Consider the following 19,997-nt stretch of genomic DNA (forward strand, 5'->3'; position numbering starts at 1 on the left):
TTTTCTCATGGCGGAGCCTGGTATGTCAGAGTTGATCCTTCATCACTACTCGACCTCACCCTTTGCGGAGAAAGCCCGCTTGCTGTTGGGTTTCAAGGGGCTTTCCTGGCGCTCGGTGAAGATCGCCCCGGTGATGCCCAAGCCCGACCTGACCGCGTTGACCGGTGGCTATCGCAAGACTCCGGTGCTGCAGGTCGGGGCCGACGTCTATTGCGATACGGCCATGATCGCCCGGCGCCTGGAGCAGGAAAAAGCCAGCCCGGCGCTGTTTCCCGAGGGCCAGGAGCTGACTAGCGCGACCTTCGCCGCCTGGGCCGACTCGACGGTGTTCCAGCATGCGGTGACCCTGGTGTTCCAGCCTGAATCGGCCGCGGTGCGTTTCGGCAAGCTGCCGCCGGAGGCGCGCAAGGCGTTCATGGCCGACCGGGCCGGGCTGTTCAGTGGCGGCAGTGCCAGCCGGGTACCCCTGGAGCAGGCCAGGCACCAATGGCCGACCTTCATGGCGCGCCTGGAGCAGCAGTTGCAACGCGAACCGGGGGACTTCCTGTTTGGCCAGCCGTCGATCGCCGACATTGCCATGGCCCACCCCCTGTGGTTCCTCAAGGGCACCCCGGTGACTGCGCCGCTGGTGGATGAATACCCGGCGGTCGCCGCCTGGCTGGCGCGGGTGCTGGATTTCGGCCACGGCGCCTCCAGCGAGATGAGCGCCGAAGAGGCCCTGGCGGTGGCGCACGCCGCCACACCGGCACCGCTGCCCCAGGAGGCTTTCGTCGATCCCAATGGTTTCAAGGCCGGCCAGCAGGTGGTGATTGCCGCGACCGACTATGGGGTCGATCCGGTGGCCGGGGAGTTGCTGTTCGCCGGGAGCGAAGAGCTGATCCTGCGTCGCGAGGACCCGCGCGCCGGTGTGGTGCACGTGCACTTCCCGCGTCTGGGGTTTGGCATCCAGGCCCAGTGACCTGCTGCCAAGGCCGCTACTTGGGCAGGGCGGCCATGATGGCGTCGGGGTCGTAGGTGCGGATCAGGGTACCGTTGACGTCCAGGATCGGAATCCCGGCGCCGCCCAGGTCGATGTAGGCCTGGCGCGCGCTGGGGTCTTTCTCGATATCGAACTCCCGATAGGGAATGCCCTTCTGGTCGAGAAAGCGCCGGGTGGCCTTGCAGTAGCCGCACCAGTCGGTGGCGTACAGCACCACCCTGGCCTGGCTGCGGGTGGTCTCGGAGACCGCCGCGCCAGGATCGAACAATCGCTCGATCTTGCCCCAATGCTGGTAGAGCACCACCACCAGCAGGATCAGCAGGAACTTCTTCAAGACCCCCTGGAGCATCAGTTGCGACGCTTGAGCTGGTCGGTCAACTGAGTGGGCAGGCCCTTGATGATCAGGGTCCCGGCTTCTTCGTCGTACTCGATCTTCGAACCCAGCAGGTGGGCCTCGAAGCTGATGGACAGGCCTTCGGCGCGGCCGGTGAAGCGGCGGAACTGGTTGAGGGTGCGCTTGTCTGCCGGGATTTCCGGTGACAGGCCGTAGTCCTTGTTGCGGATGTGGTCGTAGAACGCCTTCGGCCGGTCTTCGTCGATCAACTCCGACAGCTCTTCCAGGCCCACCGGTTCGCCGAGCTTGGCCTGGCTGCTGGCGTAGTCCACCAGGGCCTTGGTCTTCTCCCGCGCCGAATCTTCGGGCAGGTCCTCGCTTTCGACGAAGTCGCTGAAGGCCTTGAGCAGGGTACGGGTTTCGCCCGGGCCGTCGACACCTTCCTGGCAACCGATGAAGTCGCGGAAGTATTCCGAGACCTTCTTGCCGTTCTTGCCCTTGATGAACGAGATGTACTGCTTGGACTGCTTGTTGTTCTGCCACTCGGAGACGTTGATCCGCGCCGCCAGGTGCAGTTGGCCCAGATCCAGGTGACGGGAGGGCGTCACGTCCAGCTGGTCGGTCACCGCCACGCCTTCGCTGTGGTGCAGCAAGGCGATGGCCAGGTAGTCGGTCATGCCTTGTTGATAGTGGGCGAACAGCACGTGACCGCCCACCGACAGGTTGGATTCTTCCATCAGCTTTTGCAGGTGCTCCACCGCCACCCGGCTGAAGGCGGTGAAGTCCTGGCCGCCATCGAGGTACTCCTTCAGCCAGCCGCTGAAGGGAAAGGCACCGGATTCCGGATGGAACAGACCCCAGGCCTTGCCCTGCTTGGCGTTATAGCTTTCGTTGAGGTCGGCGAGCATGTTTTCGATGGCCGCGGACTCTGCCAGCTCCGAGTCGCGGGCGTGCAGGACGGCGGGGCTGCCGTCGGGTTTCTTGTCGATCAGGTGGACGATGCAATGACGGATCGGCATGGGCTTCTCGGCTGGTTTGAGGGGGAGGGCGGGCTCCCCGAAAAAGTGCCCAGTGTACCGCACCCACTGGTTTTGGCGGGGCTCGCCGGGCGATGAACGGCTTGTCGGTGCAGCTTATGCACTTTTTTACCGATTTAGAGCAATAAAGCTGACCAAATGGCTAGGTAGAGGCGGATATTTCCCCGTCTGTGTGCTAGTTTTGCCCCGTCTTACGCGGTGTCTCTGCGTTAAGCGTGCAGTCAGCATTTGTCGGGTCGAACCAAACCCAGATTTCGGTATCTATAACCCCGATCCGTCGTGGTTGTAACCGGGGTGCCAGATCCACAAGATCTGGCTCGATGGCTGACACTGCACTCTGCAATCCAAATGAATTTGATAGGGAAGGAACACCATAATGGCTATTACTAAAGACCAACTGATCGCCGATATCGCTGAAGCTATCGACGCGCCGAAAACCACCGCGCGTAACGCCCTGGATCAACTGGCCCAGATCGTTGCTGATCAATTGGAAAATGGCGGCGAAATCACTCTGCCAGGTATCGGCAAGCTGAAAGTGACCGAGCGTCCTGCCCGTACTGGCCGTAACCCATCGACTGGCGCTGCCATCGAAATCGCTGCCAAGAAAGTGATCAAGCTGGTTGTGGCTAAAGGCCTGACCGACGCTGTGAACAAGTAATACTTGCAGTGAAACCGTGCTCAGAGTCTTCCGGGCACGGTTTGTGTGATACCGACTCACGCAAGGTGAGTTGTCGCTGAATCCCCCGCCTCCTTCAGTTTTTCCTCGTCCAGCGTTCTTCAGCCCAGGCTTGCTGCTGTGCCTTGTCCTTGAAAGTCCAGGCAACGAAGCGGCTTTGTTTCTGTCCCTGGGACATCTCCACGACCCGACTTTCCAGGGCGCCGGCTTTTTGCAGTGCGGTTTCGATTGCTGGCAGGTTCGAGGCTTTTGACACCAGGGTGCTGAACCACAGCACTTGTTGGCCGACACCGGTGCTCTCGCTGATCAGTTGGCTGACAAAGCGGATCTCGCCGCCTTCACACCACAGTTCCCGGGCCTGGCCGCCGAAGTTCAACACTGGCAGCTTGCGCTTGGGATCGGCCTTGCCCAGGGCGCGCCATTTGCGCTGGCTGCCACGGGTGGCTTCTTCCAGGGAAGAATGGAAGGGTGGGTTGCACAGGGTCAGGTCGAAGCGCTCGGCGCTGTCGAGAAGGCCGTTCAATATCTGCTTTGGATTACCTTGTTGGCGCAGGCTGATGGCCTTGTTCAAGCCATTGGCCTGGACGATGGCCTTGGCGGCTGCCAGGGCGGTGCTATCAATGTCCGAGCCAAGGAAATGCCAGCGATAGTCGCTGTAGCCGATCAGCGGATAGATGCAGTTGGCACCAACGCCGACATCCAGTACCCGCACTGCAGCGCCCCGGGGAATCTCGCCCTGGTTGTGGTCGGCCAGCAGGTCGGCGAGAAAGTGCACGTAGTCGGCGCGACCAGGCACAGGCGGGCAGAGGAAGTCCGCTGGAATATCCCAGTGGGCGATGCCGTAGAAGGCCTTGAGCAAGGCGCGGTTGAACACCCGCACGGCGGCCGGGTCGGCGAAGTCGATGCTTTCCTTGCCGTAGGGGTTGAGGATCACGAACTGGCCCAGTTCCGGGGTGCCCTTGATCAGTTGCGGGAAGTCGTAGCGCCCCTGGTGGCGGTTGCGCGGGTGCAGGCTGGCTTTTTCCCGGGGTGCGGTGGCCTTGGCAACAATGGCGGGTTTGGGCTTCTTGCGCGGCGGCTTGGGGGTATTGGGGGCGGTCATGGAGGAATGGATTCGGGGCTGGCTCAAATTGGCGGGCATTGTCCCACAAGAGCAGCGGCAAGTTTCAAGCGGTGAGCGACAAGAGAGGAGCGGACAAGCGCCATAAAAAAGGGAGGCCCTGTGGGCCTCCCTGTTTGTCTTGCGCTGATCGCCGTTACAGGCTGGAGATCCGCGCGTGCTGCTCGGCCAGCTTGCCCAGGGCCTGTTCGGCCTCGGCCAGCTTGGCGCGTTCCTTCTCGATCACCTCGGCAGGGGCCTTGTCGACGAACGAGGCGTTGGACAGCTTGCCGCCCACACGCTGCACTTCGCCTTGCAGGCGCTGGATTTCCTTGTCCAGGCGAGCCAGTTCCGCGCCTTTGTCGATCAGGCCGGCCATTGGCACCAGCACTTCCATCTCGCCGACCAGGGCGGTGGCCGACAGCGGTGCTTCGTCGCCGGCACCCAGCACGGTGATGGACTCGAGCTTGGCCAGCTTCTTCAGCAGGGCCTCGTTCTCGGCCAGGCGGCGCTGGTCTTCGGCTCCGGCGTTCTTCAGGAACAGGGTCAGGGGCTTGCCTGGGCCGATGTTCATTTCTGCACGGATATTGCGGGTACCGAGCATCAGGCCCTTGAGCCATTCGATATCGTCTTCGGCGGCCTGGTCGATGCGTGCTTCATTGGCCACTGGCCAAGGCTGCAGCATGATGGTCTTGCCCGTGCTGCCCGCCAGCGGCGCCAGGCGCTGCCAGATTTCCTCGGTGATGAACGGCATGAACGGGTGGGCCAGGCGCAGGGCTACTTCCAGCACGCGCACCAGGGTGCGACGGGTGCCGCGCTGGCGTTCGACCGGCGAGTTCTCGTCCCACAATACGGGCTTGGACAGCTCCAGGTACCAGTCGCAGTACTGGTTCCAGATGAACTCGTACAGCGCTTGGGCAGCCAGGTCGAAGCGGAACTGGTCGAGTTGGCGAGTGACTTCGGCTTCGGTGCGCTGCAGTTGCGAGATGATCCAGCGGTCTGCCAGGGACAGCTCGTAAGCCTCGCCGTTCTGGCCGCAGTCCTCGCCCTTGTCCAGCACGTAGCGCGCAGCGTTCCAGATCTTGTTGCAGAAGTTGCGGTAACCCTCGACGCGGCCCATGTCGAACTTGATGTCGCGACCGGTGGTGGCCAGGGAGCAGAAGGTGAAGCGCAGGGCGTCGGTGCCGTAGCTGGCGATGCCGTCGGCGAATTCGGCGCGGGTCTGCTTCTCGATGGCTTTCTGCAGCTTTGGCTGCATCAGGCCGGTGGTGCGTTTTTGCACCAGGGTCTCGAGGTCGATACCGTCGATGATGTCCAGCGGGTCAAGGACGTTGCCCTTGGACTTGGACATCTTCTGGCCCTGGCCGTCGCGGACCAGACCGTGGACGTAGACAGTCTTGAACGGAACCTGCGGCGTGCCGTCCTCGTTCTTCACCAGGTGCATGGTGAGCATGATCATCCGGGCGACCCAGAAGAAAATGATGTCGAAGCCGGTGACCAGCACGTCGGTGGGGTGGAAGGCCTTGAGGAATTCGGTCTGCTCCGGCCAGCCCAGGGTGGAGAAGGTCCACAGGCCCGAACTGAACCAGGTGTCGAGCACGTCGTTGTCCTGCTGCAGGGCAACGTCCGGGCCGAGGTTGTGCTTGGCCCGTACTTCGGCTTCGCTGCGACCGACATAGACCTTGCCGGACTCGTCGTACCAGGCCGGGATGCGGTGGCCCCACCACAGCTGGCGGCTGATGCACCAGTCCTGGATATCGCGCATCCAGGAGAAGTACATGTTTTCGTACTGCTTGGGCACGAACTGGATGCGGCCATCTTCCACGGCAGCGATGGCAGGTTCGGCCAGGGGCTTGGTGGAGACGTACCACTGGTCGGTCAGCCACGGCTCGATGACGGTGCCGGAGCGGTCGCCTTTCGGTACTTTCAGGGCGTGGTCGTCGACGCTGACCAGCAGGCCGGCGGCGTCGAAGGCGGCGACGATCTGCTTGCGCGCCTCGAAACGGTCCAGGCCGGCGTATTCGGCCGGGATCTTGCCGTCGATGCTGTCGTTCAGGCTGCCGTCCAGGTTGAATACCTGGCAGGCGGGCAGGACGCTGGCGTTCTTGTCGAAGATGTTCAGCAGCGGCAGGTTGTGGCGCTTGCCGACTTCGTAGTCGTTGAAGTCGTGGGCCGGGGTGATCTTCACGCAGCCAGTGCCGAATTCGGGGTCGCAGTAATCATCGGCGATGATCGGGATGCGCCGGCCCACCAGGGGCAGCTCGACGAATTTGCCGATCAGGGCCTTGTAGCGCTCGTCTTCAGGGTTCACCGCGACGGCGGAGTCACCGAGCATGGTTTCCGGGCGAGTGGTGGCGACGATCAGGTAGTCGTTGTCTTCGGCAGTCTTGGCGCCGTCGGCCAGCGGGTACTTCAGGTTCCACAGGAATCCCTTCTCGTCGTGGTTTTCCACTTCGAGGTCGGAGATCGCGGTGTGCAGCTTGGTGTCCCAGTTGACCAGGCGCTTGCCGCGGTAGATCAGGCCGTCTTCATGCAGGCGTACGAAGGCTTCCTTCACCGCTTCCGAGAGGCCGTCGTCCATGGTGAAGCGCTCGCGGCTCCAGTCCACGGAAGAGCCCAGGCGGCGGATCTGGCGGCTGATGTTGCCACCGGATTGATCCTTCCATTCCCAGACCTTCTCCAGGAACTTCTCCCGGCCCAGGTCGTGGCGGTTCTGGCCTTGGGCTTCGATCTGGCGCTCCACCAGCATCTGGGTGGCGATACCGGCGTGGTCGGTACCCGGCTGCCACAGGGTGTTGCGACCCTGCATGCGGCGGAAACGGATCAGGGCGTCCATGATCGCGTTGTTGAAGCCGTGGCCCATGTGCAGGCTGCCGGTGACGTTCGGCGGCGGGATCATGATGGTGTAGGAGTCGCCCGCGCCTTGCGGGGCGAAATAGTTCTCTGACTCCCAGGTCTGGTACCAGGAAGTTTCAATGGCGTGCGGCTGGTAGGTCTTATCCATGCGCGGCGGGACCCTATTGGCATTTATTCAGGAAAAGCCGGGAAGTATAGCGGAGGGGGGCGGCTGCAAGCCACAAGCGGCAAGCGACAAGATGGCCAGGCCCGGCTTTTGGTCGTGGCTTACGGCTTACGGCTTACGGCTTACGGCTTGCCGCTGGTGGCTGCTGCGAGCAGGCGTTCCAGGCGGGCGTCGAGGCGGCGCTTGATCTCGGTCTCGATATGCGGGGCGAAATCGTCGATCACGTCCTGCATGATCAGTTGTGCAGCGGCGCGCAGCTCGCTGTCCAGGTGGAGCAAGGCATCACCGTTGTTGCCGGCAGGCGCAGGCTGGGCGACGGGAGCAGGAGCAGGGGCGGGTGTTTTTGCCGGAGCAGGCGCAGGTTGCGGTTTGGCTTGTGCCGCAGGGGGCGCTTGAGGGGTAGCGGGTTGCGGGTTGCCTTCAAGGTCGAACAGCAGGGGGATCTGTCCTTCGCTGGTAACGGTCTCGGTCAGCAGTGGCGGTTGCAGGTTCTCGTCGCCGAGCAGTTGACGGATGGACTCTAGGTCATCCAGCAGATGCACGGACTTTTGTAGCGGGTTGGGAGTGTCCATCGGATGCTCAGAGTCGTTGTAAGCGGTGATCTTGCAGAGAATAGCCCTGTTCGCGATAGAAACGGAAACTCTCGCGGGCGGCCTGACGAATAGTGGGTTCTTCCACCACCACTTCGGCAATCCGGGCAAAGCGCTGGGCAAAGGCGGGGACCTTCAGGTCCAGGTTCACCAGCAGGTCGTTGTGCTCGCCAGGGTCTTGGCCCAGGCCAAGGACGATCAGTCCCTCGGGCTCGCTTTCGGCTGGGCCGTGGGGCACGAAGGCCTCTCCCTTGAAGCGCCAGAGGCGGGCATCGAGCTCGTCCCGTTGTGTCGCGTCGCTACAATGCAGGTAGATGCGGTGGCCCATGCGCCAGGCCTTGTCGGTGAGCTTGCAGGCGAAATCCAGGCGCGCTGTCGGGTCCGCGCTGGGAAGGATATAGAAGTCGACTTTGGTCATCGGGGTTCCTGAACCGGGAAGGGCGCGATGTCGCGCCCTTCCGCAGTCATGGTCTTCAGGCTTTGGCGCGGTCCAGCAGGTACTGGGTCAGGAGAGGAACGGGACGGCCAGTGGCGCCCTTGTCCTTGCCGCCGCTGGTCCAGGCCGTGCCGGCGATGTCCAGGTGAGCCCAGTTCATGTTCTTGGTGAAGCGCGACAGGAAGCAGGCGGCGGTGATGGTCCCGGCTTTCGGCCCGCCAATGTTGGCGATGTCGGCGAACGGGCTGTCCAGTTGCTCCTGGTACTCGTCGAACAGCGGCAGTTGCCAGGCACGGTCGTCGGCTTGCTGGCCGGCGCTGAGCAGTTGGCCGATCAGTTCGTCGTTGTTGCCCAGCAGGCCCGAGGTGTGGGCGCCCAGGGCTACCACGCAGGCGCCGGTCAGGGTCGCGATGTCGATCACGGCCTGGGGCTTGAAGCGTTCGGCGTAGGTCAGGGCATCGCACAGTACCAGGCGGCCTTCGGCGTCGGTATTGAGGATCTCCACGGTCTGGCCGCTCATGGTGGTGACGATGTCGCCTGGGCGCGAGGCGCCGCCGCTGGGCATGTTCTCGGCGCAGGCCAGGATGCACACCAGGTTGATCGGCAGCTTGAGCTCGAGCACCGCACGCAGGGTGCCGAAGACGCTGGCGGCGCCGCCCATGTCGTACTTCATCTCGTCCATGCCGGCGCCCGGCTTGAGGCTGATGCCGCCGGTATCGAAGGTGATGCCCTTGCCTACCAGTGCAAATGGCTTCTCGGATTTCTTGCCGCCGTTGTACTGCATGACGATCAGCCGTGGTGGCTGCTCGCTGCCCTGGCCTACGGCGTAGAACGAGCCCATGCCCAGTTCCTTGATCTTCTTCTCGTCGAAGACCTCGACCTTCAGTGCCTTGAACTCCTTGCCCAGGGCCTTGGCTTGCTCGCCCAGGTAGCTTGGGTGGCAGACGTTTGGCGGCAGGTTGCCCAGGTCGCGGGTGAACGCCATGCCGCTGGCGATGGCCTGGGCGTGGGTCACGGCGCGCTCCACTTCAGCCTGGGCGGCCTTGATGGTCAGCAGGGTGATCTTCTTCAGTGGACGGGCTTCGGTCTTCTGGCTCTTGTAGCGATCGAAGACATAGCCGGCGTCCAGCAGGGTCTCGGCCAGCAGGCGGGTCTTGCCATAGCTGTCGCGGCCCTTGACCGCTACTTCGTCCAGGGCCAGCACTGCATCACCGCCGCCCAGGCCCTTGAGGGTGCCCAGCACGCCGCTGATGATCTTGCGGAACGGACGGTCGCCCAGTTCTTCATCCTTGCCGGTGCCAACCAGCAGCAGGCGTTCGGCCTTGAGCTTGGCCACGCCGTGCAGCAGCAGGCTCTGGCCCACTTTGCCCGCCAGGTCGCCACGCTTGAGCACGGCGCTGATGGCGCCACCGCTGAGTTCGTCGAGTTGCTTGGCGACGTTGCCGAGTTTGCGGCCTTCGCCGACGGCGACCACCAGGGTGGCGGTCTTCAACGTTTCCGGGCTAACGCTTTTTACAACCAGTTCCATGTCCGGGTCCCTGAATGAATGGTCAAAGCGCGCAGGAAAGACTCCAGCGCGGGGCTTATCTATATATAAGAAGGCGTCGCGTGCTGCCGACGACAAAGCCGCCAGTTTGAACCTCGGCGCTTGCGGCTGACAACCCTCGTTTGCGGCAAGTCGGGTGCTTTGCAGCACAGGGTGAGCATCCACCGTGACAGGCGCACGCATTCACAGGATAATGCGCCATCCTTTTTCGGCGTCCCTGCATCCTGGGGCCGCTCGATCGTTTGCTTGTTCGGCCGCCTTAGCCTGACAACCCTGGAGTGTCTGGTTTGATCGTCTTTCGTTATCTATCCCGCGAAGTCCTGCTGACCCTGAGTGCCGTGAGTGCGGTGCTGTTGGTCATCATCATGAGCGGACGCTTCGTCAAGTTTCTCGCGCAAGCCGCCTCGGGCGCCCTGGATCCGGGATCGTTGTTCCTGATCATGGGCTTTCGCATGCCGGGCTTTTTGCAGTTGATCCTGCCCCTGGGCCTGTTTCTGGGCATCCTCCTGGCCTACGGGCGGCTCTATCTTGAAAGCGAGATGACCGTGTTGTCGGCTACCGGCATGAGCCAGCAGCGCCTGCTGGGCATGACCATGATCCCGGCGACCCTGGTGGCGCTGCTGGTGGCCTGGCTGAGCCTGAGCCTGGCGCCGCAAGGTGCCAACCAGTTCCAGCTGCTGCTGAACAAGCAGGACGCCCTGACCGAGTTCGATACCCTGGTGGCCGGACGCTTCCAGGCGCTCAACGACGGCACCCGGGTGACCTATACCGAGCAACTGTCCGAGGATCGCACCAAGCTTGGCGGGGTGTTCATCTCCGAAAAACGCCTGAACCAGGAGAAAAAGGACCAGGGGATCTCGGTGCTGGTGGCCGAGAAGGGGCACCAGGATATCCGTCCTGACGGCAACCGCTACCTGATCCTGGAGAACGGCTACCGCTATGACGGCAACCCGGGCGAGGCCAACTACCGGGTGATCAAGTACGACACCTATGGTGTGCTGCTGGAACGGCCGGATGTCAGCGAGGAGGTCACCGACCGTGACGCCATGCCGACTGCCGACTTGATCGGCAAGGACGACCTGCGCGCCCGTGCCGAGCTGCAATGGCGTCTTTCCCTGCCGTTGCTGGTCTTCATCGTGACCCTGATGGCGGTGCCGCTGTCCCGGGTCAACCCGCGCCAGGGTCGCTTCCTCAAGTTGATCCCGGCGATCCTTCTGTACATGGCCTACCTGACGATCCTGATCTCGGTGCGAGGCGCCTTGGAGAAGGGCAAGATTTCTCCCACCCTCGGCCTGTGGTGGGTTCACGGCTTGTTCCTGGCCATCGGCCTGGGGCTGATGTACTGGGAGCCGTTGCGCTTGAAAATGGCGAGTCGTCGCAGCATGAAGGAGATGGCTCGTGGTTAAGCTCGATCGCTACATCGGTAGCAGTGTATTGATGGCCATCCTGGCGGTCCTGTTGATCATCCTGGGCCTGGCTTCGCTGTTCGCCTTCATCGATGAGATGGGCGCCGTCAGCGATACCTATACCGTGATGGATGTGTTGAGCTACGTAGTGCTCACGGCGCCGCGCCGGGTCTATGAAATGCTGCCGATGGCCGCCCTGATCGGCTGCCTGATCGGCCTGGGAACCCTGGCCAGCAACAGCGAGCTGACCATCATGCGCGCCGCTGGCGTGTCGGTGGGGCGTATCGTCTGGGCGGTGATGAAGCCGATGCTGGTGCTGATGATGGTCGGCCTGCTGGTGGGCGAGTACCTGGCCCCCGCGACCGAGACCCAGGCCCAGGCGAGCCGCGCCCTGGCCCAAGGCTCTGGCGATGCCCAGAGCTCCAAGCACGGTCTCTGGCATCGCCAGGGCGACGAGTTCATTCATATCAACGCCGTGCAGCCCAACGGCCTGTTGTACGGGGTGACTCGCTATCATTTCGACGATCAGCGCCACATGTTGTCCTCGAGCTTCGCTCGCCAGGCGCGTTTCCACGAGAACTACTGGCAGCTGACCGAAGTCACCACCACGTATTTCCGTGATGGGCATACCGAAGTCATCAATGCCCCCGAAGAGCGCTGGGATGTGGCTTTGAGCCCGCAGTTGCTGAGTACCGTGGTGATGGCGCCGGAGTCCCTGTCCATCAGCGGCCTGTGGGGCTACATCCATTACCTGGCCGACCAGGGGCTGAACAATGGCCGTTACTGGCTGGCGTTCTGGGTCAAGATCCTGCAGCCATTGGTCACTGCCGCCCTGGTGCTGATGGCGATTTCCTTCATTTTTGGTCCGTTGCGCTCCGTGACCCTGGGGCAGCGGGTGTTTACCGGGGTGCTGGTGGGCTTCACCTTCCGTATCGCCCAGGATCTCTTGGGGCCTTCGAGCCTGGTGTTCGGTTTCTCGCCCCTGTTCGCGGTGTTGGTTCCGGCCGGGATCTGCGCACTCGCCGGATTCTGGCTGTTGCGCCGGGCGGGTTGATCCGGCGTTTCTGCCTCGTTTTGGTGCAACGCCCCGGCCAGCAAGCCGGGGCGTTTTTGTGTGGGCGGGGCTGACCGGCGAGCGTGACGCTCGTGCCGAGTATCAGGTACAATTCCCGGCTATTTTTCGGCGGGCCTTGCCTGCAGCCTTTTTGAGTGTTCATCCGTGAGTGATTTGAGTCATATCCGCAATTTCTCCATCATCGCCCACATTGACCATGGCAAGTCGACTCTGGCCGATCGCTTTATCCAGATGTGCGGCGGCCTGGCCGATCGCGAAATGGAAGCCCAGGTCCTGGACTCCATGGATCTCGAGCGTGAGCGCGGGATCACCATCAAGGCCCATAGCGTCACCCTCTACTACAAGGCACGCGATGGCGTGACCTACCAGCTGAACTTCATCGATACCCCGGGCCACGTGGACTTCACCTACGAAGTCAGCCGTTCCCTGGCCGCCTGCGAGGGCGCGCTGCTGGTGGTGGATGCCGGCCAGGGCGTCGAGGCCCAGTCGGTCGCCAACTGCTACACCGCCATCGAGCAGGGCCTGGAGGTCATGCCGGTCCTGAACAAGATCGACCTGCCCCAGGCCGAGCCGGAGCGGGTCAAGGAAGAGATCGAGAAGATCATCGGCATCGATGCCGCCGACGCCGTGACTTGCAGCGCCAAGACCGGCCTGGGCGTGGACGAGGTGCTCGAGCGCCTGGTGACCACTATCCCGGCACCGACCGGCAATATCGAAGACCCGCTGCAAGCGCTGATCATCGACTCCTGGTTCGACAACTACCTGGGCGTCGTGTCCCTGGTACGCGTACGTCATGGCCGGGTGAAGAAGGGTGACAAGATCCTGGTCAAGTCCACCGGCAAGATCCACCTGGTGGACAGCGTCGGTGTCTTCAATCCGAAACACACCGCTACCGCCGACCTCAAGGCCGGTGAAGTGGGCTTCATCATCGCCGGCATCAAGGACATCCATGGTGCGCCGGTGGGCGATACCCTGACCCTGAGCTCCACCCCCGACGTGGAAGTGCTGCCAGGCTTCAAGCGTATCCAGCCGCAGGTCTATGCTGGCCTGTTCCCAGTCAGCTCCGACGACTTCGAGGATTTCCGCGAAGCCCTGCAGAAGCTCACCCTGAACGACTCCTCGCTGCAGTACACCCCGGAAAGCTCCGACGCCCTGGGCTTCGGCTTCCGTTGCGGGTTCCTCGGCATGCTGCACATGGAGATCATCCAGGAGCGCCTGGAGCGCGAATACGACCTGGACCTGATCACCACCGCGCCGACGGTAATCTTCGAGCTGCTGCTCAAGACCGGTGAAACCATCTACGTCGACAACCCGTCCAAGCTTCCGGACCTGTCCTCCATCGAGGACATGCGCGAGCCGATCGTGCGGGCCAATATCCTTGTGCCCCAGGAGCACCTGGGCAACGTCATAACCCTGTGCATCGAAAAGCGCGGCGTACAGCGCGACATGCTGTTCCTCGGCTCGCAGGTCCAGGTGACCTACGACCTGCCGATGAACGAGGTGGTACTGGACTTCTTCGACCGCTTGAAGTCCACCAGTCGTGGTTATGCTTCGCTGGATTACCACTTCGACCGCTACCAGTCGGCTAATCTGGTGAAGCTGGACGTGCTGATCAACGGTGACCGGGTCGATGCCCTGGCCCTGATCGTGCACCGCGACAATGCCCACTACAAAGGGCGTGCGTTGACCGAGAAGATGAAAGAACTGATTCCTCGGCAGATGTTCGACGTGGCAATCCAGGCCGCCATCGGCGGGCAGATTATCGCGCGGACAACCGTCAAGGCCCTCAGAAAGAACGTACTGGCCAAATGCTACGGTGGTGACGTAAGCCGTAAGCGCAAGCTGTTGGAAAAGCAGAAAGCCGGTAAGAAACGCATGAAGCAAGTGGGTAACGTGGAGATTCCACAGGATGCCTTCCTTGCTGTGCTCAGGTTGGATAGTTAGGTCCTATGTCACTAAATTTCCCGCTGTTGCTGGTCATCGCTGTCTTCGTATGCGGTTTCCTGGCGTTGCTCGACCTGGTGTTCCTGGCTCCGCGTCGTCGCGCGGCCATTGCCAACTATCAGGGCAGCGTCAGCCAGCCGGATGGGCTGGTGGTCGAGAAGCTGAACAAGGAACCGCTGCTGGTTGAATATGGCAAGTCGTTCTTCCCGGTACTGTTCATCGTCCTGGTGCTGCGTTCGTTCCTGGTGGAGCCGTTCCAGATTCCGTCGGGCTCGATGAAACCGACCCTGGATGTGGGCGACTTCATCCTGGTGAACAAGTTCTCCTATGGCATTCGCCTGCCGGTGATCGACAAGAAGGTCATCGAGGTCGGTGACCCGCAGCGCGGCGATGTGATGGTGTTCCGCTACCCGAGCGATCCGAACGTCAACTACATCAAGCGTGTGGTCGGTCTGCCGGGCGACGAGGTGCGCTACACCAGCGACAAGCACCTGTTCGTCAACGGCCAGCCGGTGGCGGAGCAGTTGGTAGGGGCCGAGCCAGGCACCCTGGGCAGCGCGGAGCTGTACAAGGAGAAACTCGGCGCCGCCGAGCACCTGATCCGCAAGGAAATGAGTCGTTACCGGGCCACCCCGGACGGTCGTTGGGTAGTTCCTGCCGGGCACTACTTCATGATGGGCGACAACCGCGACAACTCCAACGACAGTCGCTACTGGGACGATCCAAGCATTCCCAAGGATCTGCTGGGCATGGTTCCCGACAAGAACATCGTCGGCAAGGCCTTCGCAGTCTGGATGAGCTGGCCCGAACCGAAACTCAGCCACCTGCCGAACTTCTCGCGGGTTGGCCTGATCAAGTAATCACCCACGGCGCTGTTGAACACAGCGCCGAATGCTTTTCTGGCTCTTGCATAAAACGGTCGTACCCTCAGGCGACCCCTGGCCCGAAGCATGCAATCAACGATATTCAGGATGTGGATTTGAACACAGCGTTAATTGCCACCCGCACCTTGTGCGCGGCCCATAGGATGGCGAGTTTCGGTGACGAAACCAGCGTGGGTAAATCGTGAGCGTTTCTTTGAGTCGTCTCGAGCGCCAGCTCGGTTATTCCTTCAAGGACCAGGAACTGATGCTCCTGGCCCTCACTCACCGCAGTTTTGCCGGGCGCAATAACGAGCGCCTTGAGTTCCTGGGTGATGCGATCCTCAACTTCGTGGCCGGCGAGGCGTTGTTCGAGCGTTTCCCCCAGGCCCGCGAAGGCCAGCTGTCGCGTTTGCGTGCACGGCTGGTGAAAGGTGAGACCCTGGCGGTATTGGCCCGTGGTTTCGATCTGGGTGAATACCTGCGCCTGGGTTCCGGCGAGCTGAAAAGCGGTGGCTTCCGGCGCGAGTCGATCCTGGCCGATGCACTGGAGGCCCTGATCGGCGCGATCTACCTGGACGCCGGCATGGAAACTGCCCGTGACCGCGTGCTGTCCTGGCTGGCCTCGGAATTCGACAGCCTGACCCTGGTGGACACCAATAAGGACCCCAAGACCCGGCTGCAGGAGTTCCTCCAGTCCCGGGCCTGTGAACTGCCACGCTACGAAGTGGTGGATATCCAGGGCGAACCCCATTGCCGGACCTTTTTCGTGGAATGCGAAGTCACCTTACTGAATGAAAAAAGCCGGGGACAGGGCGTGAGCCGTCGCATTGCCGAACAGGTAGCGGCCGCCGCAGCACTGATTGCCCTGGGCGTGGAGAATGGCCATGACTGATTCAACTGCAACACGCTGTGGCTATGTCGCCATTGTAGGCCGCCCCAACGTGGGCAAGTCGACGCTGCTCAACCACATCCTCGGTCAGAAGCTGGCGATCACCTCGCGCAAGCCGCAGACCACTCGCCACAACATGCTGGGGATCAAGACCGAAGGTGCCATCCAGGCGATCTACGTCGATACGCCCGGCATGCACAAGAGCAACGAAAAAGCCCTGAACCGCTACATGAACAAGACTGCCTCGGCAGCCTTGAAAGATGTGGACGTGGTGATCTTCGTGGTCGATCGCACCAAGTGGACCGACGAGGACCAACTGGTCCTGGAACGCGTCCAGTACGTGCAGGGCCCGGTGATCCTGGCGATCAACAAGACCGACCGGATCGAGGACAAGGCCGAGCTGATGCCGCACCTGACCTGGTTGCAGGAGCAGTTGCCCAACGCCGAGATCGTTCCGGTATCGGCCCAACAAGGGCATAACCTGGATGCCCTGGAAGGCCTGATCGCCAAGCACCTGCCGGAAAACGACCATTTCTTCCCGGAAGACCAGATCACCGATCGCAGCAGCCGTTTCCTCGCGGCCGAGCTGGTGCGCGAGAAGATCATGCGCCAGCTGGGTGCCGAGCTGCCGTACCAGATCACCGTTGAAATCGAAGAGTTCAAGCAGCAGGGCCACACCCTGCATATCCATGCCCTGATCCTCGTCGAGCGCGATGGTCAGAAGAAAATCATCATTGGCGACAAGGGTGAGCGCATCAAGCGCATCGGCATGGAGGCGCGCAAGGACATGGAGCTGCTGTTCGACTCCAAGGTCATGCTCAACCTCTGGGTCAAGGTCAAGGGCGGCTGGTCCGACGACGAGCGTGCCCTGCGCTCCCTGGGTTACGGCGACCTGTAACCCTGCCGGCTCTTGTGTAGCGAGGGAGTTGCCGCCCTCGCCACATCCCACCTGAGAGTTGGACACCAATGCCTAGTAGCACTCCCTCTGGCCAACTTGCCTACGTCCTGCACAGCCGTGCCTATCGCGAGAGCAGTGCGCTGGTGGACTTTCTCACCCCTCAAGGTCGCTTGCGTGCGGTGCTGCGTGGTGCCCGCGGCAAGGCCGGGACGCTGGCCCGGCCTTTCGTTCCCCTGGATGTCGAGTTTCGCGGGCGGGGCGAATTGAAGAATGTCGGGCGTATGGAGAGTGCCGGAGTCGCTGCCTGGCTCAACGGCGAGGCGCTGTTCAGCGGCCTTTACCTGAATGAACTGCTGATCCGCCTGCTGCCGGCGGAAGACCCCCATCCGGCAGTGTTCGACCACTACGCTGCAACCTTGCAGGCCCTGGCCGAGGGGCGTCCGCTGGAGCCTTTGCTGCGAGCCTTCGAATGGCGCTTGCTGGACGATCTGGGTTACGGCTTCGCCCTTGACCAGGATATCCATGGCGCTCCCATCGCCGCCGACGGCTTGTATCGCCTGCAAGTGGATGCCGGGTTGGAGCAGGTGTTCCTCTTGCAGCCGGGGTTGTTCAACGGGGCGGAGCTGCTGGCCATGGCAGAGGCCGACTGGACTTCCCCAGGGGCACTGGCGGCGGCCAAGCGCCTGATGCGCCAGGCCCTGGCGGTTCATCTTGGGGGGCGTCCCCTGGTTAGCCGCGAGTTGTTCCGCAAGCCTTGAGTCCTTTCGTTAGATGGCTCGATGACCTGAGCGTTATCGGCAAATGGCAACGGACCCCGTTCTGCCCGTATGCTGTGCGCCGAATCTTCATTTATTCAGGAGCGCTTTCGTGACCACCAGCAATCGCATTCTTCTTGGCGTGAACATCGACCACGTTGCTACCCTGCGCCAGGCCCGGGGTACTCGCTATCCTGACCCGGTCAAGGCGGCGCTGGATGCGGAAGAGGCGGGTGCCGACGGGATCACCGTGCACCTGCGCGAAGACCGCCGGCATATCCAGGAGCGCGATGTGCTGCTGCTCAAGGACGTGCTGCAGACCCGCATGAACTTCGAGATGGGGGTCACCGAAGAAATGATGGTCTTTGCCGAGCGCATCCGTCCGGCGCATATCTGCCTGGTTCCGGAAACCCGCCAGGAACTGACCACAGAGGGTGGCCTGGATGTAGCGGGGCAAGAGGAGCGGATCAAGGCGGCAGTACAGCGCCTGTCGAAAATCGGCTCCGAGGTTTCGTTGTTCATCGACGCCGACGAGCGCCAGATCGAAGCCTCCAAGCGGGTCGGCGCGCCGGCCATCGAGCTGCATACCGGGCGCTACGCCGATGCCCAGACCCCTGGCGAGGTGGCGCAAGAGCTGCAGCGTATCGTCGATGGAGTGGCGGTAGGCCTGGCCCAGGGCTTGATCGTCAATGCCGGTCACGGCCTGCATTATCACAACGTCGAGGCCGTAGCGGCGATCAAGGGCATCAATGAGCTGAACATCGGCCACGCCCTGGTTGCCCATGCATTGTTCGTCGGCTTCAAGGGAGCGGTGGCGGAAATGAAGGCGCTGATCCTGGCGGCTGCCAAGGGCTGACCCACTGGCGCCCGGAGGCTGCGGCAAGGTCCGCATGACCTTCAGCGATCAGGCTATCGCCGCAGCCTCGCTGCTGTGTCGGTAGCCGATCGCTTCAGAGCGGCGGGTTCTCTTCCGGCGGCTTGGCCTTGTTGACTCCCGGCACATGCAGGTTGCCCTCGGCGACCTGGTCGCCCTCCAGCTGTGGCTGGGTCACCCAGGTGAGAATGTCGTAGTAGCGGCGGATGTTGGCCACGAAATGCACCGGTTCGCCACCCCGGGCGTAACCATAGCGGGTCTTGCTGTACCACTGCTTCTGCGACAGGCGCGGCAGCATCTTCTTCACATCCAGCCACTTGTTCGGGTTGAGCTTTTCCCGTTCGGCCAGCTTGCGCGCGTCGTCCAGATGGCCGGTGCCGACGTTATAGGCGGCGAGGGCGAACCAGGTCCGATCCGGCTCCTCGATCTTGTCGTCCAGCTGGTCCTTGATATAGGCCAGGTACTTGGCGCCGCCGCTGATGCTCTGCTTCGGGTCCAGGCGGTTGGAGACGCCCATGGCCTGGGCGGTGTTCTGGGTCAGCATCATCAGCCCGCGCACGCCGGTCTTGGAGGTCACCTCGGCCTGCCACATCGACTCCTGGTAGCCCACGGCCGCCAGCAGGCGCCAGTCGAGCTTCTCTTGCTTGGCCGAGGCCTTGAAGTGCTTCTCGTACTTGGGCAGGCGCTGCTGCAGGTGCTGGGCGAAGGTATAGGCACCGACATAGCCGAGTACGTCTACATGGCCGTAGTAACGATCCTTGAGGCGCTGCAGGGTGCCGTTCTTCTCCACCTTGTCGAGAAAGGCGTTGATCTCGTTGAGCAGGCTGTTGTCGTCGCCAGCGGCCACGGCCCAGCTCTGGCTGCGAGCGTCGCCGAGGTCGAAGGCCACTCGCACGTTGGGGAAGTACACCTGGTTCATTGCCAGCTCGTTGGAGTCCACCAGGGTCAGGTCGATCTGCCCTTCGTCCACCATGCGCAGCAGGTCCACCACTTCCACGGCGTCCGATTCTTCGTACTCGAGGCTGGGGTACTTGAGCTTGAGCTCAGCCAATTGTTCGGCATGGCTGCTGCCCTTGAGCACCATGATGTGCTTGCCCACCAGGTCCTGGGCGGTGGTGGGGCGGGATTGGCCGTTGCGATAGATGATCTGCGGCGTGACTTGCAGATACGGGTGGGAAAACCGCACTTGCTGCTTGCGCTGCTCGCTGCCCACCAGGCCTGCGGCCGCCAGGACCGGCCCCTTGGGCTGGCCCAACTGGTCGAACAGGTCGTCGAGGTTGTCGGCGGTCTCGATCTTCAGCTCGACCCCCAGATCGTCGGCGAAACGTTTCACCAGCTCGTACTCGAAGCCGGTTTCACCATTGCGATCCTGAAAGTAGGTGGCAGGACTGTTCCGGGTGATCACCCGCAGTACACCATCCTCCTTTACGCGCTCCAGGGTACTGGGTTTTTCAACACAGGCACCGAGCATCAGGAAGAGTCCGGTAACGATGAGCCACTTGGCGCAGCGCGGACGTAAAGCCATAGGGGAAAACATTGGCGCAGTATACGCAAAGCGCAACGAGCGCCATATC

Annotated in this window: 18 protein-coding genes; 10 read left to right on the top strand and 8 right to left on the bottom strand. The window is 62.3% G+C overall.

The genetic code is table 11. The features are described from left to right. The first annotated feature begins 22 nt into the window (after positions 1–22). Positions 23–958: a glutathione S-transferase family protein gene (locus ATY02_RS06360; protein ID WP_068583495.1), complete on the top strand. Its 936-nt coding sequence runs from the start codon at positions 23–25 to the stop codon at positions 956–958. Positions 959–974: 16 nt separating this feature from the next. Here ATY02_RS06360 and ATY02_RS06365 read toward each other — a convergent pair whose 3' ends face one another. Both ATY02_RS06365 and yejK read right to left on the bottom strand, forming a co-directional pair. Next, complete coding sequence (locus ATY02_RS06365; protein WP_068583499.1) at positions 975–1,328, bottom strand: glutaredoxin family protein; 354 nt, start codon at positions 1,326–1,328, stop codon at positions 975–977. Next, positions 1,328–2,332 carry a nucleoid-associated protein YejK gene (yejK, locus tag ATY02_RS06370; protein WP_022642461.1) on the bottom strand — a complete coding sequence of 335 codons (1,005 nt, stop codon included), beginning with the start codon at positions 2,330–2,332 and terminating at the stop codon, positions 1,328–1,330. The genes ATY02_RS06365 and yejK overlap by 1 nt, the downstream gene beginning before the upstream one ends. 394 nt (positions 2,333–2,726) lie before the next feature. Between yejK and ATY02_RS06375 the strand changes: the two genes are divergently transcribed. Beyond that, complete coding sequence (locus ATY02_RS06375) at positions 2,727–3,008, top strand: HU family DNA-binding protein (protein ID WP_003440137.1); 282 nt, start codon at positions 2,727–2,729, stop codon at positions 3,006–3,008. A gap of 94 nt (positions 3,009–3,102) precedes the next feature. On the opposite strand, the gene rlmF is transcribed toward ATY02_RS06375, so the two are convergent. From rlmF to ATY02_RS06400, 5 genes are all read right to left on the bottom strand, one after another. Then, positions 3,103–4,128: a 23S rRNA (adenine(1618)-N(6))-methyltransferase RlmF gene (gene rlmF / locus ATY02_RS06380; RefSeq protein ID WP_068583768.1), complete on the bottom strand. Its 1,026-nt coding sequence runs from the start codon at positions 4,126–4,128 to the stop codon at positions 3,103–3,105. Positions 4,129–4,282: 154 nt separating this feature from the next. Beyond that, positions 4,283–7,129 carry a valine--tRNA ligase gene (locus tag ATY02_RS06385; RefSeq protein WP_068583503.1) on the bottom strand — a complete coding sequence of 949 codons (2,847 nt, stop codon included), beginning with the start codon at positions 7,127–7,129 and terminating at the stop codon, positions 4,283–4,285. Positions 7,130–7,269: 140 nt separating this feature from the next. After that, positions 7,270–7,719: a DNA polymerase III subunit chi gene (locus tag ATY02_RS06390; protein WP_068583505.1), complete on the bottom strand. Its 450-nt coding sequence runs from the start codon at positions 7,717–7,719 to the stop codon at positions 7,270–7,272. A gap of 7 nt (positions 7,720–7,726) precedes the next feature. After that, the gene (locus tag ATY02_RS06395) at positions 7,727–8,155 is read right to left on the bottom strand and encodes a DNA polymerase III subunit chi (protein WP_068583509.1); all 429 of its coding nucleotides are present in this window, start codon (positions 8,153–8,155) and stop codon (positions 7,727–7,729) included. A gap of 55 nt (positions 8,156–8,210) precedes the next feature. Then, positions 8,211–9,701, bottom strand: coding sequence for a leucyl aminopeptidase (locus ATY02_RS06400; RefSeq protein ID WP_068583512.1), 1,491 nt, complete (start codon positions 9,699–9,701; stop codon positions 8,211–8,213). A 305-nt stretch (positions 9,702–10,006) separates the two neighbouring features. Between ATY02_RS06400 and lptF the strand changes: the two genes are divergently transcribed. The 8 genes from lptF (at position 10,007) to pdxJ (ending at position 18,405) form a co-directional block, all read left to right on the top strand. Beyond that, positions 10,007–11,125: an LPS export ABC transporter permease LptF gene (gene lptF, locus ATY02_RS06405; RefSeq protein ID WP_068583515.1), complete on the top strand. Its 1,119-nt coding sequence runs from the start codon at positions 10,007–10,009 to the stop codon at positions 11,123–11,125. After that, positions 11,118–12,179, top strand: coding sequence for an LPS export ABC transporter permease LptG (lptG, locus tag ATY02_RS06410; protein ID WP_068583518.1), 1,062 nt, complete (start codon positions 11,118–11,120; stop codon positions 12,177–12,179). Before lptF ends, lptG begins: the two co-directional genes overlap by 8 nt. A 165-nt stretch (positions 12,180–12,344) precedes the next feature. Next, positions 12,345–14,144: a translation elongation factor 4 gene (lepA, locus tag ATY02_RS06415; protein WP_053134309.1), complete on the top strand. Its 1,800-nt coding sequence runs from the start codon at positions 12,345–12,347 to the stop codon at positions 14,142–14,144. A gap of 5 nt (positions 14,145–14,149) precedes the next feature. Further along, positions 14,150–15,004, top strand: a complete 855-nt coding sequence (gene lepB / locus ATY02_RS06420; RefSeq protein WP_016967828.1) for a signal peptidase I — start codon at positions 14,150–14,152, stop codon at positions 15,002–15,004. Between the two features lie 205 nt (positions 15,005–15,209). Further along, complete coding sequence (gene rnc / locus ATY02_RS06425; protein WP_031320944.1) at positions 15,210–15,899, top strand: ribonuclease III; 690 nt, start codon at positions 15,210–15,212, stop codon at positions 15,897–15,899. Then, positions 15,892–16,794: a GTPase Era gene (gene era / locus ATY02_RS06430; RefSeq protein WP_068583522.1), complete on the top strand. Its 903-nt coding sequence runs from the start codon at positions 15,892–15,894 to the stop codon at positions 16,792–16,794. The genes rnc and era overlap by 8 nt, the downstream gene beginning before the upstream one ends. Positions 16,795–16,862: 68 nt before the next feature. Continuing rightward, positions 16,863–17,552: a DNA repair protein RecO gene (recO, locus tag ATY02_RS06435; RefSeq protein WP_068583524.1), complete on the top strand. Its 690-nt coding sequence runs from the start codon at positions 16,863–16,865 to the stop codon at positions 17,550–17,552. A gap of 109 nt (positions 17,553–17,661) precedes the next feature. Next, the gene (gene pdxJ / locus ATY02_RS06440; RefSeq protein WP_068583527.1) at positions 17,662–18,405 is read left to right on the top strand and encodes a pyridoxine 5'-phosphate synthase; all 744 of its coding nucleotides are present in this window, start codon (positions 17,662–17,664) and stop codon (positions 18,403–18,405) included. 94 nt (positions 18,406–18,499) lie between these two features. Here the strand turns inward: pdxJ and mltF are convergent, their stop codons facing one another. Beyond that, complete coding sequence (gene mltF / locus ATY02_RS06445; protein ID WP_068583530.1) at positions 18,500–19,960, bottom strand: membrane-bound lytic murein transglycosylase MltF; 1,461 nt, start codon at positions 19,958–19,960, stop codon at positions 18,500–18,502. Positions 19,961–19,997: the final 37 nt, after the last annotated feature.

This window comes from Pseudomonas sp. BIOMIG1BAC (assembly GCF_001705995.2).
In the GTDB taxonomy this organism is placed as follows: Bacteria; Pseudomonadota; Gammaproteobacteria; order Pseudomonadales; family Pseudomonadaceae; genus Aquipseudomonas; species Aquipseudomonas sessilinigenes.